The sequence below is a fragment of the Enterococcus sp. FDAARGOS_553 genome, from assembly GCF_003812305.1.
Taxonomy (GTDB): Bacteria; Bacillota; Bacilli; order Lactobacillales; family Enterococcaceae; genus Enterococcus_D; species Enterococcus_D gallinarum.
The window spans coordinates 2,660,072-2,674,281 of record NZ_CP033740.1 but is presented as its reverse complement, the minus strand read 5'-3'; the positions used below and the strand labels follow the sequence as shown (position 1 = coordinate 2,674,281).

Here is a 14,210-nt window from a genome sequence, read left to right as displayed (position 1 = left end):
ATAGAGTGGCACCTCCAAACATAAATGGAGGAAATTCATGGAAAATCAAGGAATTGTTATCTTTCAAGCGAAAGATCTGGCAAAAGTAGTCTTGTCTTCAGGAGAAGAACGTTATGCCCGTGTCTCCGGAAAGTTTCGCCAGCAAGCAACAGCATTGAAAGACTATCCGATCGTAGGCGATCGGGTAATGGGGCATTGTTATGATCAAAATCAATTTTTGATTGATACCGTCTTGCCGCGAAAAAGTTTTTTACAGCGGAAAGTAGCTGGAAATCGACCAGACGAACAAGGAATCGCTGCTAATGTGACGACTGTCTTTCTTACAACAAACGCCAATGAAGAGTTTAATCTCGCTCGCTTGGAGCGGTTCGTTACGATTGTTTGGAACAGTGGAGCCAATCCAGTCATTGTATTAACAAAAATCGATCAGATGGACACAACAGAAACAGAAGCAATCATCAACCAGCTGAAGCTGACATTCGCTTTGCCGGTTTTAGCTACCACCATCTACAAAGATGAGCGGACGCAATTCGAACCATTTTTGACGCCAGAAAGCATGGTAGCCTTTATTGGTTCTTCAGGGGTTGGTAAATCTTCTTTACTCAATCAATTACTAGGAGACGAACGGCAGACAACCAAAGCCATTCGTGAAGAAGATGGGCGTGGTCGTCACACTACCACGAGTAGACAGCTGTTCCGCTTGCCAAATGGGGCAATGGTCATCGATACTCCTGGCATGAGAGAAATCAGTTTGGAGACGGTTGCTGCTTCTTCATTAGATCGGCATTACCAGATGATTGAACTTTTAGCAGAAAAATGCCGCTTCAAAAATTGTCGTCATGAATCAGAGCCAAATTGTGCAGTCAAAGAAGCGTTAGCTTCTGGAGAACTCTCGCAAGATCTATTTAACCGTTACCGTAAAATGGAGAAAGAATTGGTCTATTTGAGACACAAAGAACACCTGCAAGCACGTAAAAAAAGAGAAAGATAGCAATACTAAAAGCGCTGTGACCTGAATGCTGTATACATTTTGACTCGTTTTCCTAATCACATTAAGAAAGGGAGGTACCAAAATGGGATTCCTGCAAAAGAGCCACAGCGCTTTTTTTAGACTGAAGTTAAATAAAAAAATCCGTCGGACAGGAATGCCCAACGGATCGAAGCAAACGATTTGCCCCTGCCAAGGTAGTCTCATTATACGTAATGGACCAATGAAACGCAATAATTATAGAATAGGACCACTTAAAAACTAACCTCGCAAAATTTTTTCAATTGTTTTTCCTCTGGCTAATTCATCAATCAATTTATCCAAGTATCGAATTTCTTGCATTAAAGGTTCCTTGATCTCTTCTACACGAACGCCACAGATAACTCCTTTGATCATTTTTCTTTTCGGATTCAAGTCAGGCGCCTCTGCGAAGAAACGTTCCATTGAAACTTCTTCTGCTAATTGTCGGGACAGACCTTCTTTCGAATAACCAGTTAACCAAAAAATAATCTGATCCACTTCATCTTGGGTACGATTTTTGCGCTCCGCCTTCTGTACATAGAGGGGATAGACACTTGCAAAAGACATGGTGTATATGCGCGGATTTCCCATTTTTTACCTCCGTTGAAAATGTTTTCTTGATCTATAGTATACCATGAATGAAAAGAAGAATGATTGGTTGGTATCTCAAAGAAAAAAGATCAGAGAATGATCTGTCGATCTTCTTCACGAAACCCATAGACCTTTTGTCGTTCTTCACCGTCCCAATAGAGTAAAGGTAAGTTTTTGTGCAACATTAAACTCGTATAAAGTTCTTTGATGGATAGTGGGGGACGATTAGGTTCAAAAAATAAAATCAAGTTCCCAGAAGCATCTTGTGCAATCGTCGTGAAAGGGACCAAGGTTTCCTTACGGCTTAAGTAAATTCCCTGATACTCTTGTTGTGTCGTTGTCGTTAATGCTGTCAGCAAATCCCGCGCTCTCATGAAAGAACCGCCTTTCCTCGTTGTTGAGACAATTGTTCGATGTCCATCATAATTTTCGTTTTCCCCCGAACAGCATATTTACGGACAATAAATTGCTTACGCGCATTCCACTCGCCAACAGCCACCAAAGACATGCCTTCCGTGACATCTGCTAAAAAAGATAAGCTATGGCGATTGATCAAACAATTCGTCGTTCCTACTGTAAAACGGACGAGGGGAGAAGAAGTAAACGTCAGCAATCGAATCTTTGTCACTGTTCCTTTAATCGTTTGCATAGGGGAAACCTCCTTTAAAAAAATAGATTTGCACATTCCGTAAAAAACTTTCCGATTGTACGCTTGTCGTGGCTTATCGCCTACGATTCATTCATCCAGTGCGAACCATTTCGTCTCTTCGAAAAAGGAAATATGCCGGATCTCATCGTAATGTACTTTACGTCCATCAATATAAATGCCTAAAGAATCGTAGCTTTGGATCATGCCGACCACGTCAGGAGGGTAGAGACCGTCTTCATTGACTTCTTCACATTGGATCGCTACTGCTCGACTTTTGATCCTAGCTAAAGTCAACACTTCATTGATCTCTTCGCTAGTCAAGGCTGGCTTTGCAGGCCACACAAAGTGACGCTGGCGCTCATCCTGTCCGACTTCTGTTGTATGTTCCGATAGAAAGAATCCCTGCCATTTTAATTTTTTTCGATCTTCGTAGGGTTGGAGCATGCCCATAAGAATCACCTCTCACCACTATAATACAAACATTCGTTCGCATTTGTAAAGCGAACAGTTCTTTAAATTTTGCCGCAAAAATAGATAGGAGTGAGGGCGATCTTAAACTCAAACAGGACAGGGATGGATAGATACACTTTTTTAATGACTTTTATCAGCAAAATCTTTTTCCCTCAACTCACATCAGGTCAGTAGTAAACCAATTTATTTATATGTTGATGAGTAAAGATTATTGAATTAAACAAGAATTAAATTTACAATAAAAATAACGTAAAAACCAATAAAAATAAAAAGGATGGAGAAATAATATTATATGATAACGCTTTATTGCAAAACTAATTGTATTCAATGCAAAAAGACAAAATTATTTTTAGACGCTCATCGAATCCCATATATCGAAAAGAACATTGAAGAAAAAGAAGAATTTCGCGAAGAAGTGAAACTATACGGATTCCAGTCCGTACCAGTTTTAATCCCTAATGCCTCAACTGGTTTGAACCCGTGGTTTGACTTTCACCCAGATGAATTAAGAAAACTCAAACAGAAATGATCGTCGCAGCCGCCAGACACAACCACAGAAATGCATTTTATAACAATCGATCGCTATTTTTTGAAGTAAACTCAAGAATTGATTTTAAGGAAATTAACTCAGCTTAATCTGATACCTGATAAACTTATAAACGAAACATATACAGCAATAGCAACAATTTTATGAAATCAAACAAATGAGTCACTTAGTAACAAACGAAAGATCTTAATGACGAGACCCAATCAAATGAAATCGATGTATTAAACTAGTGATCAGTGACATACACCAAGACAATACATCAATTAGCAGCCAAATAAACACCAATGACAAGAAAATTGGCGAATCGTTGTTGATTTCAACATTCATAAGGGGAAAAAGACAGCGAGAGAGGGTCAAAATGCAAAAATCAAAAGCATTTTGAACCGTCTTTTTCCAAATATAACTTTGTATAATATATATTATGTAAACTAAAATAAATAATTTTTAAAGTTCTGAAAAAATCTGGTGAATTTACTTCTCCTCCCTCTGATTGAGCTGTATTTTTCCTTAAAAACAGCGATTTTTCTTAAAGTGAACCATTTTGAGTAAAAAATGAGTCTTTGCCGCGCAGATTGATGATTTTTATGTATTGAATGCCAGTATTGTACAGTTGGCTTCCTAAAACAAATTTTAGCGTGCTTCAGCTGCTTATTAGGATTTTTGATGCATGACTGATTGGTGATTTCAGTGATGATTGAACTGCAACCAAAATCTATGATTGTAGCTGCAGTTAGATTTCAGCTCCTGAGAGAAACTTTTCTTTATATGACTGATGACATAACTAACAATCATGTAAAATGATAACGGCTGATTAATTCCAAGTGGTTCATGACAGCAGCTTTCCGCAAAACACCCATACCTGGAAACTTATCCTTTTTGTATGCTTCAAGTAATAACTCTAAGCCTGATGTTTGAGTTGGATAGATTTCTTCATGTTGCAAAACTTGTGACATGAGCTGTAGAAACTTTTCTTTTTGAGTTTCTAATGATTCGTCCGAAACAAAATGAGTGATTCGCAACTTCTGCTGCTGATCAATAAATAGCCAGTGTAAAACAATTGTTTTAGAGGGATAACTATGTGCATAATAGATTTTGCTGTCGATAGAAAAATCACTATAGCCGGAAAATCCTTGCTGCTCGTAGTGCTGATAAACGGTTGGTAACACTTCTTCTGGTACTTCCTGATAGAAGCTGTTTCTAGGCAGTCTAGTAAAAAAATCATGCATGAGAATCTTTGGTCCCTGGATTTTTTTCAATAAACGGAATTCTTGTCCAACTAAGATCGGTGTCTGATTTTTACTCCAGTCACTGGCCAACGCTGGAGCAGATCCATGAACAACCCAAAGGTCCGGCTGACAGTCAATGGTTTCAATTGGCTGATCGATGATATAGGCTTTAGCGTTAGGCAGTGTTTGTAATAAACGACTTCCTTCTTCCGTCAGAAAGTCCCCCGCCTGTGGATTGACGATAACAAAAAAAGGATGCGCTTTTTTCTGAAACAGCTCAACTGTATCCCAAAAAGTCTTGGATTGCCGGATAGGCTCAATGACGGGTTGAACTTCTAAAGACAGCTGTTCCATTTCTAATAGACTTTTTAATGCCAACAAGTCAAATTGTTTGCCGCGAAAATATGGATAATACATAGTGCTACTCCTTTTCTTGTGTCAAAAAACGCTGTTCCAATTCGAAATAAGCTTCTCGCGTTGCAACCAGTTCTTCTTTTAGCGCTTCAATAGCTTGTAGCTGCGTATCTTCAATAAAACGGTCGTAGTAATTGACCCCGCCGCCAAATAAATCGTATTCTGGTTCCCTTTTCTTTAGTTCTTTGTACAATCGTTCCGTCGAGAAAACGCGCAAACCTCGTGCTGTTTGCTTGGCCTTCCCCACTTCTCGTGCTTGTGCAGAGATCAAACGATACAACAATGCGTTTTCGTTGACGAGTAAAGATTGCCGCTGCGGTTTTTTCTCGACGCTAAAATAACCAGGGCTCCCCTTTTCTTGATCAGCAAATGCATGGTAAACCAATACACCGATGGCAGCAGGAATCTCTTCCTTGACCTTTACATATAATGCATGCGGCAAAACAAAATAATTATAATGCCCAATAAATGACAGCTTCGCTTTTGAACGAAAATCCGCTAGGCTGACTTTTAATTCATAACAGCGCCATTCAAACAAATTTTCTGGTGTTAAGCGACAACTTAGAGTATCAACGATTCCTTGATCGTCCGGCATGATTACCTCTTCGATGACAATATCACTGTTTTCGCGACAGTAATAATAAAGGGCTTCTTCCATTTCAAGAGTCAACGTAGTTTTCATCTGACTAGACCCTCCTATTCACAACTTTCTCTCATTATAAAACATATGTTCGCATTTGTGAATAGGTTTTATAATGCAGTCCTGATTCTCTCCTATTCTTTGATTTTAAAGGTCTTCGGCGCGAAGCGAATGATTAGTACATATCCGACAAAAACATAGAGTAATAAGACCATTGAGACAACGATCGAGTAAGCAAATCCAGAAACATGCAGGCGCAGGTTGATATAGCTGATCCAATACAATACTCCACTGACAAATTTGTAGACCGGATTGACCACTCTCATATCTCCAGTAAAAGGTTGTAGCAAGTAATAGATAAATAATTCATGAAATGAGAACAATGCTGTCAAACTCGTCAATAATAAAAATAAGACCCCAATGAAATACCAGCTAGCTTGCAATCCATTTAGCAAGTCCCATAATAAGAAGCCGACAAAAATACTTCCCGCAAAGACTCCGTTGTAAAACATTGATTTGATAAAACGGTAATTAAACCCACTGAGGATCGTTTCTTTCTCCCGATAAAAAGGATAGTAAAGCATGGAGATGTCACAGTTAACAAAAACCATTTGGACGATTGCTTTTCCCAATGAACCAAAATACATAACTAAAAATAGAGCTGGCAGTAGTGCTGTCAGATCCTCTTCATTAGGATATGGAACAATCTTCAAAAAGGATAATAAAATCAATCCTAGAAATAGAATAGACACAATACCGACACGGTTCAGCAATTTTTTGCGCAACAGTTTACGGTATCTTTGAAAGAGCAATCCGTTGAGGTATTCTGATCCTTGCAAATGAGTGAGTGGCTTCTCCTGATCCAAAGAAAGTTTTTTCTGCATTTCAATCCCTTCATTGAGATATTGACTTGAATCTGAACTGATGGTTTCTAGCACACTAAATTGCTGATAGCTTTTTTCAACAGAATAAAGGAAAAAATCATTTTCTTGTGTAAAGTGTTTTAGGTAGTAAAAACAGCCAGTGCCGGCAATCAGAAAGAACGCCAAAAGTCCCAACCCGAATGTCATAGTTGGAATAATCTGTTGAAGCAATAAGCCGTAGAGCGACGCTAAAATCAGCATAGATATGGCTAGTCGCCAACCGATGCGCCAGCCACTGCCCCATTGCTTTTGGAATCCCCAGCGAATTAGACTGGCAGCTGCCACACAAGCAAAGCCAGCACCAAAGATACCAACGAGGGTCAGCCAACTATTGCCAGCAAAAAAGCTGTACAACAAAAATGCTGGTAGATAATAAATAATGGATTGGATCGTCTTAAAGAAAAGATTCATTCGCAAATACTGTCGTTTTGACACCATGAAGTAATCCGTGAATTCAATCGCTTTTTGATCTAATGTAAATGAGAACAAAGAAAAAAAATTGCTGGCTAGTGCAACGACCACTAGCCAAGTATAAAAACCAGCAATCATTATTTGTTCTTCAAACTGATCAAAAGAGCCAAATAAATTCTCCCAACCATGAAAAGCAACCAAGGCAATTGCATAATAAAAAAGCAGCCAAATAATTTTTGTGAAAAATGGCAAGATCAAGCGCAAGCTAAATAATACAGTAAAAAGCATTTTTTTGAGACCGTATTGCCCATAAAGATCACGGGGAAGATGTTTTCCAATCAAAGGAATTTTGGTCAAAAAATAGAGAAATCCATTCGCTTTCGTTGAAAAAATCGTCTCTTCATAAAGCCAATAAAGTTTAATCCATTGCAGCATCGGGCTCCCCCTCCGTCAGCAAAGTAACGATTTCTTTCTCAAAATCTGGTTCATGAATGTGAGAAGGATCAATCCCGGTCAATTGATGATTATTTAGTAGGACCACTTCATCACATAAATCTTGTGCAAGCTGTAAAATATGAGTGGAAAACAGTATGATCGAATCCTCTTTTGCTGATCGGATCATTTGTTTGATTTCATGGGCAGCTACAACATCGAAAGAGGTCAATGGTTCATCAAACAACATGATTGGTGGCTGCACCATCAAAGAAAGAAGCATTTGTACTTTGTTTTTCATGCCATGGGAATAATCTTTCATTAAACGATGCTGCTCTTCTGAAGAAATTCCTACAGACATTAAAAATTCTTCTGGAGAAAGCGACTGTTTGATGCGCTCCCGATTGACATCCATAAAAAAGCGCAAAAACTCAATCGCCGTCATAAAACCTGGCAGATGCGGTTGCGTGAATGTAAATCCGACATCTGTATTTTCATAGGTTCGTTGATTGCCGTCTTCAACTAAATAAATACTCCCGCTATCAACGGTCATATTCCGAGCGATACATTGGAATAACGTCGTTTTCCCTGCCCCATTGCGCCCTAAAATACCATAGATTTTTCCGGTTTCAAATTGATAACTTACCTGATCAAAAATTTGTTTCTTGTCAAAGCTTTTGGAAATAGCATTGATCTCTAAAAACAAAAAAACACCCCTTCTCTTTAAAAACAAAGATTATTAACTAGAGATCCCGCTTGCAAGGTTTTCTAAGTGAAACGATTTACGTTGGTAGCCGTCATCATCTTAGCAAGCAAGTGCAAACGAGACTCGTTCATTTTTTTCTCATCGATAGAACATTATCCTTTCACATCAACTTACTTCATGGCGATTGACGATTTCAGACAACCGGCTCCTGTAGCCAAGCCAACAGCCTAGGACCCCTAGCAGACCAATTAGTAAATGCCATGCCCAAGATATCACTGAAGAACCGCTATTCAGTAATCCAGCAGGCAACTGATAAAAACTGGCTAAAATCATGAAAGGCTCGTTCAAAAACAATCCCGCCTAATGAATCGCCAATCTAAAAAGCCAAACCAATCCCGTTCAAGGAAAAAAGAGTCTCCTCGATAGCCATCAAATGAAGCGATTGTCCTACTAAAAATCGGATCGTCACGGATTTTTCCCCTTCGGAAAAAAGGAATTGTTTGTCACATGAACGACTATATAGGAAAAAGATAACTGCCATGCCGATCCATAGAATACCGACCACCCCTAGGAAAATAAGGAGTAAAAAGAGCCAACTTTGAAAAGAACTGTCTTGTGAAGTCTGTTTTAAACGCCGTTCAAGAGCATACCAACGAAAAAAAAGAATGTCCACTTTTCACAAAAAAATAAGAGCGAACTCACAAATGTAAATAGTCCATAACTCATCCGCAATGTTCTTCTTCAAATGTTCTTCTTCGAATGAAATAAGCTCCTGCATTAGAGAAAGGATAGATATAACGCCAATTCAAAGTCATTGTTGTTCCTCCTTTGTGATCAGTTTAGCATACGAAGCAGAAATTGAAAACGTTCGTTTAATTTAGCTTACATATTCTTTTTATAAGAAACAAATAACATCCGCCTCCCACTTCTATGCAAGACGGATGTTATTTAAAAAGCAGCCGAATGAATCGTAATTTAGAAATAACGGCTGATCAGTGTTAATAATTGTTTGGGAAATTCTTTAAGATTGCTGATATCGATATATCTTTCCGCGCCATAGATTTCTTTGATGACGTCTTTGTCTTGTCCGATGGCAGCGGACAAAAAGATGATTTCCTGGCGTTCATACTCTTTGATGACTGCTTGAATATCCGCTTTCGCCTTATTGCCCGTATAATCTGGCATTGCCTTTGGCTGACCATCACTAATCGTCAATAGTAATTTTGTCGTAGCAGATTGTTGGGAAAGTTTTTCAGCTAGTACCCGCAGCACTGCCCCATCACGATTGTTTTGTCGGGGTTGAAGAGACATCAGCTTTGCCGGCACATAATCAAAAGGTTCAGCAAATTCCTTATAAGAATAGAGAGAAGTCTTCTCTCGTACAGACAAATCGGCTGTGTCGCCATAAATCATCAGCGGGAGATCTAGGCGCTGTGCAAACACACTCACTGCGAGTGCAGCTTGTTGTGCAGCGGTGATCCGTCCCTCCCGTACCATGGACCCTGATTCATCGATTCGTAAAGCGATCGCTAATGAAGGCTGTTCATGAGGAGGATTTTTCTTATCAAATGTTCGAAAGTCGCCATAAGCAACACGACTTGCATCAAAGCGTGTCCCGCTATATTTTCCTTTGCCATAAGAAGAAGCTGCTTCATTTTCTAATAATTCAAGCAACTGTTTTGTTATTGTTTCAACCACAGGCAACAACGGTGCTAGAAGTTGTTGGGCTTTCTGAGAAGCATTTTCTTGGAGTTTTGGCCGATGCACAATCAATCCTTCTTTCGCATGGATAGATTGTTTTAGCGCTTGCCGCGCTTCTTGATTTGCTTGTTTTCTTACTTCTTTATCCAATTGCCTGAATTCTTCGATCGAAAGATGCTGACTGGAAGGTTCTTGAGCAGATTGTTCACTTCCTTCCTTTGTGTGTCCCTCATCAGACGAATGTTGGCTCTCTAAAGAGTCTCCATCTATAGTGTCTTGAGGCACCGCTTCCTGATTATCTTGGTTTGTTTCCTGTGTATCTAGCACCTCAGGTGTCTCCAGTGTCTCTGCTGTTTTTTCAGTACTAGCTGCTGTCCCCATCTGCAAGGATGCTTCTTCAATATTTCGCGCATCCGCCTCTTCAGCAGATACGATGCGTCCATGTATTGGTTGTCGATGACTCATTTTCTGTCCTTGATACAAACGTCTTAGCTCTAAGAGCAATTCTGATTGATCGAGGGCTTCTTGCAGCAGACGCAATTCGTCTGGATCTGTCGTTAACTTGTATAAGACTTTGACCGCTAACGTATTTAAAGGTGAATGCCCATTTTTAACCGTATTCAGCCAATAAAAATAAGATCGCATACCAGCCACACCCTTGATGGCATTTGCTCGTGCAGAAGTATCGAGAAGTCGAATAATCTCTGCCATTTTGCTAGCGATCGCTTGATCTTGAAAGCCGGTTTTAGCAAGTCCCCGTGCGACCATCACAGATAGTTCAGGAAGGTCCATTTTTTCCGCATGTTGCATCCGATCTCTAAGAGATTCATTCAATGGACGATTGCCCTGATAGTTCCGATTTGTTGTGATAATGACGACACAATCCGGATGGCGCCTGACAACGCCAGTTGGCAGATTCAGCATCCCATTTTGCTCCAATGCAGAGTTGAGAGCGACGAGTACCGAGGCATCCCGGATGACTGTTGGTTCTTGGATTTCTAATAGATACCCTTTTTCCATCGCACGAACGATTTCCGAAGGATAAAATTTATAATGAACGACATCGGTCGTATCTATTTCTTCAAGTCGTCGAATCAAGTCTGCTAATTTTTCTCGGGCACCTTCACTGGTGAGCGAATAGTGATCCGCAATCACTTGAATGACCTGATCTAAGCTATTACTCAAATAGATCGCTTCTAACAATTCACTGTCTTCTTCTTGATCTGTTGCTACGATCGGCAACAATGCACCAAAAACATCTGATTTATCCATATCAGCAAAACAGGTGATTTTGGTATAAGGCAATTGAAGATCATAGGAGAGAGCTTTGGCTAATTGCGTTTTTCCAGAGCCAGCATCTCCTTCCAATAAAACATTGAAAATCTTCATCTCTGGATCTTGCCAGTTTAGCTTGATTTCTTGAGCGATCCGCAGTTCTTCTTGACTTGTCTGATGACTCGCTGGTTTTTTCCAAATCATTTGCTGTTCTAACTTGCTGAACTGTCGACCTTCTGTCAAAGTAAAAGGGGTACGATTGATCCCCATGTAGATTCCTCCTTTCTTAATAGCCCAATTCGTTTAACAACCGACTTAAAATTCGAAAACGTTCACCGATCAATTCACCATCTTTTTGCAAGGCATCATAGAACAATAGAATATCCTCATCAATTTTAGGATTGTCTGTATCAACTTCTACTGTCATCCGATTTCCTTGCAGTCCAATAATATCGATGAGTGGGTTTTCTGGATCATAAAACTTTTCATGACGATAGGCATCTTGAAAATAGAGGCTAGATTGCGCGACAAGGATCGCTAAGTCAAGAATCCGTGATAATGGGAGTTCTTCTGATTGACGAGACCACTTTTCCCCCGTGTGCCGCCATACTTTCCCTGAGATATCTACCTTTCCTCGATCATTCCATTGTGCCAGACCCAACGATAAGCCTTTCGCATCCGTATGAAGCGCATAGCGTCCATCTACTGTATCATAGTCTTCAACTTTGATGACGGGTTTGTGTTTTAAGTTTTCTGGTATTTTCATTTTCCATCCTCCTGTTTAGTAATTTACTAAAGTAGTAATTGGATTAAGTATAGTCAGTGTGAATCGGATAAACAAGCAAGATGCTTTTAAAGCAAAAAAATACCCATGTGACCAGAAACTAGCAAAAGGAATCCCTTGACAAGCTTCTAAGTAACATAGGTATTTTTATAAAAATCAAATAATTGCATAGGAATAAATAACTCACTTTTATTATTGCGCTGCGATGGCAATCCCAATCGCTTTTTCACCCAAATGAGAACCAATCACAGGACCAAAATGACCCACTTCGATTTCGGCATCAGGGTATTTCTTTTGCAGCTTTGCTTTTTCCTCTAAAGCCACAGACAAGTTATTGGCATGGATCACATAGAATTTCACTGGGTAAGCGATTTCTGATTCTCTTTGACCAATAATGTCTTCTGCGCGATTAAAAGCTTTTTTACTGGAACGAATCTTCTCATAAAGCACGATTTTTCCTTCGTCAAAAGTCAAGATCGGTTTGATCTTCAATAATCCGCCGATCAATGCAGCACCATTTGTTAAACGTCCGCCTCGCACGAGATTGTTTAAGTCATCTACGATCAAATAAGCATACGTATTATCGCGGATGCGATCGATGTGGGTCACGATCTCTTCAATGGTTTTGCCTTGTTGGTTCAGATCCAACGCAGCTTCTACCATATGTCCCATTGGCATGCTGGTGATTTTAGAATCATAGGGAATAACCCGCGCGCCTTTGATATCATCTTTGATACCATATAACGTATTGATAAAGCCAGAAATGCCGCTAGAAAGGTGAATACTTAAGATCGTATCATAACCTTTCTGGGCAAGGGTTTCGTATAATGCAATCACTTCACCAAGGACAGGTTGAGAAGTTTTAGGAAATTCTTTACTGTTTTTCAGCAAAGAGTAATATTCATCTGGCTGAATGTCGATCCCTTCGTTATAGCTTTTTCCATCTAAAATAACAGGTATTGGGATAACGAACAAGTCAGCGTGATCCTGGATGCGTTCAGGCAAGTAAGCTGTACTGTCAGTAACAACGGCTAATTTCATTTCTTTTCCTCGTTTCAACATATTTCAAACGTCATTAATAATATAGCATAAACCAGTAAGCTTTCAAAACTCTTTTCAAAAAGTTTTCAGTTAAACTTACTGATTTAAGAAACTTTCGATGGCTTGTTTATTGGTATCAAAGTTGATGACCAGCACACTTCCTGCTTCATAGGTTGAGCCATACTGCCATGAATCATCGACAGGAACAGTTAAGCGATCAATGCCCCCTACGCCTTTGGCAATCGAAAATGTGTTTCTCAGCAAGAAGCTAACTGGCAGATTAGTAGAAGCATACCCTAGGACTTTCCCTGCTGCGTATGGCAATTTAACGATGGATAAAGGATTCTTCATGGCATTAAACACAGCATCCATCACTTGTTGTTGTCGACGCACACGCCCAAAGTCGCCTTCTTCATCCATACGGAACCGCGCATATTGCAATAATTCTAAACCGTTCATATTCTGTTGCCCTTTCTTGATAGGGACTTCAAGGTTTTTACTCATATCTTTCTCAGCGTTGATCGGTACACCACTAGGAAAAAGAGTGTCAATCACTTTTTCGAAAGATTGAAAGTCTACTTTGACATAATAATTCGTTTGGATTCCGAAATTTTCAGCTAACGTTTGCCGAACTAACTCTGCCCCGCCAAATGCATAAGCTGCATTGATCTTGTTTTCTCCATATCCCGGAATCGTGACTAGCGTATCCCGCATGAAAGAAAGCAGCTTTGGTTTCTTTGAAGGGCCATCCAATTGCAGCACCATGATCGTGTCTGCACGACCAGTTTCGCCTTTACGGCTGTCGCTTCCTAAAAGCAAAATATTTTTTGCTCCGTTCGCAGATGCTACACCATCAAACGTTTCCGTCTCTGAGACTTGTGCATCGCTTTTGGCCACCTGCTGCCCTGCCACAAAAGCCACGATCGAGTAAGCAAGTACAAACACTAGCACATACAGGATGAAACGCAAAATTGGCCGTTTCTTACGTTTAGCTTCTTTTGATTTTACTTTCTGCTCTTGTTTCGCTGGCTTCTTGTTAACAGACTGACCATTGTTGCCGAAATCCTTTTGTTTACCAAAGGATTTTGACTTGTTTTTTTTGCCAGTTAACAGATTCGGCCGCTGAAGGGTTGTTTTTTTTGACGAATGATTGCCAGAAGACCGCTTCTGACTTGTTTGGTCGTTCTCCCTTTGTTGTGCAAAATCGTTTTCTGCTGAATACTCTTCTTCCTTTTGAGGTCTTCTCACAGATTTTGTTTCTCGACGAGCAAAGATCGTTTCTTTATGAGCAGCTCGTTGCTCTTCTTTCGCTAATTGTTCATGCAAGTTTTTGTTGCGGTCCATTCGACTCATAGGACAGTTTCCTCCAAATAAAAAAAGCTTTTCTTTC

At 39.9% G+C, this 14,210-nt stretch carries 15 protein-coding genes; 2 read left to right on the top strand and 13 right to left on the bottom strand.

Annotation, left to right across the window (positions count from 1 at the left end; genetic code table 11):
- Positions 1–37 precede the first annotated feature (37 nt).
- Positions 38–991, top strand: a complete 954-nt coding sequence (gene rsgA, locus EGX73_RS13290) for a ribosome small subunit-dependent GTPase A (RefSeq protein WP_005473130.1) — start codon at positions 38–40, stop codon at positions 989–991.
- Between the two features lie 258 nt (positions 992–1,249).
- Here rsgA and EGX73_RS13285 read toward each other — a convergent pair whose 3' ends face one another.
- The 4 genes from EGX73_RS13285 to EGX73_RS13270 all read right to left on the bottom strand — a co-directional run bounded on the left by EGX73_RS13285 (position 1,250) and on the right by EGX73_RS13270 (position 2,699).
- Positions 1,250–1,600: a DUF2200 domain-containing protein gene (locus tag EGX73_RS13285; protein ID WP_003126567.1), complete on the bottom strand. Its 351-nt coding sequence runs from the start codon at positions 1,598–1,600 to the stop codon at positions 1,250–1,252.
- Between the two features lie 89 nt (positions 1,601–1,689).
- Complete coding sequence (locus EGX73_RS13280) at positions 1,690–1,974, bottom strand: hypothetical protein (protein ID WP_005473131.1); 285 nt, start codon at positions 1,972–1,974, stop codon at positions 1,690–1,692.
- On the bottom strand, positions 1,971–2,249 hold the full coding sequence (locus EGX73_RS13275) for a hypothetical protein (RefSeq protein WP_005473132.1): 279 nt from the start codon (positions 2,247–2,249) through the stop codon (positions 1,971–1,973). The genes EGX73_RS13280 and EGX73_RS13275 overlap by 4 nt, the downstream gene beginning before the upstream one ends.
- An 87-nt stretch (positions 2,250–2,336) precedes the next feature.
- Complete coding sequence (locus tag EGX73_RS13270) at positions 2,337–2,699, bottom strand: hypothetical protein (protein ID WP_034704367.1); 363 nt, start codon at positions 2,697–2,699, stop codon at positions 2,337–2,339.
- A 313-nt stretch (positions 2,700–3,012) separates the two neighbouring features.
- Here EGX73_RS13270 and EGX73_RS13265 point away from each other — a divergent pair, with 313 nt between their 5' ends.
- Complete coding sequence (locus tag EGX73_RS13265; protein WP_081132040.1) at positions 3,013–3,249, top strand: glutaredoxin domain-containing protein; 237 nt, start codon at positions 3,013–3,015, stop codon at positions 3,247–3,249.
- An 806-nt stretch (positions 3,250–4,055) separates the two neighbouring features.
- Here EGX73_RS13265 and EGX73_RS13260 read toward each other — a convergent pair.
- The 9 genes from EGX73_RS13260 to EGX73_RS13220 form a co-directional block, all read right to left on the bottom strand.
- Positions 4,056–4,910: a sce7725 family protein gene (locus EGX73_RS13260; RefSeq protein ID WP_005473135.1), complete on the bottom strand. Its 855-nt coding sequence runs from the start codon at positions 4,908–4,910 to the stop codon at positions 4,056–4,058.
- A gap of 4 nt (positions 4,911–4,914) precedes the next feature.
- On the bottom strand, positions 4,915–5,589 hold the full coding sequence (locus tag EGX73_RS13255) for a hypothetical protein (protein WP_003126573.1): 675 nt from the start codon (positions 5,587–5,589) through the stop codon (positions 4,915–4,917).
- A gap of 92 nt (positions 5,590–5,681) precedes the next feature.
- On the bottom strand, positions 5,682–7,316 hold the full coding sequence (locus EGX73_RS13250; protein WP_123867001.1) for a hypothetical protein: 1,635 nt from the start codon (positions 7,314–7,316) through the stop codon (positions 5,682–5,684).
- Complete coding sequence (locus EGX73_RS13245; protein ID WP_003126576.1) at positions 7,300–8,019, bottom strand: ATP-binding cassette domain-containing protein; 720 nt, start codon at positions 8,017–8,019, stop codon at positions 7,300–7,302. Before EGX73_RS13245 ends, EGX73_RS13250 begins: the two co-directional genes overlap by 17 nt.
- A gap of 165 nt (positions 8,020–8,184) precedes the next feature.
- Positions 8,185–8,367, bottom strand: a complete 183-nt coding sequence (locus EGX73_RS13240) for a hypothetical protein (RefSeq protein WP_003126577.1) — start codon at positions 8,365–8,367, stop codon at positions 8,185–8,187.
- A 627-nt stretch (positions 8,368–8,994) separates the two neighbouring features.
- A complete protein-coding gene (locus EGX73_RS13235; RefSeq protein ID WP_123867000.1) occupies positions 8,995–11,265 on the bottom strand; it encodes an AAA family ATPase in 2,271 nt (756 codons plus the stop codon).
- Between the two features lie 16 nt (positions 11,266–11,281).
- Positions 11,282–11,761 (bottom strand): DUF6530 family protein, encoded by a 480-nt coding sequence (locus EGX73_RS13230; protein WP_003126580.1) that lies wholly within the window; start codon positions 11,759–11,761, stop codon positions 11,282–11,284.
- Between the two features lie 210 nt (positions 11,762–11,971).
- Entirely contained in the window at positions 11,972–12,820 is an 849-nt protein-coding gene (locus tag EGX73_RS13225; protein WP_005473140.1) for a DegV family protein, read from the bottom strand.
- 96 nt (positions 12,821–12,916) lie between these two features.
- Positions 12,917–14,173 carry an LCP family protein gene (locus EGX73_RS13220; protein WP_123866999.1) on the bottom strand — a complete coding sequence of 419 codons (1,257 nt, stop codon included), beginning with the start codon at positions 14,171–14,173 and terminating at the stop codon, positions 12,917–12,919.
- Between the last annotated feature and the right edge of the window lie 37 nt (positions 14,174–14,210).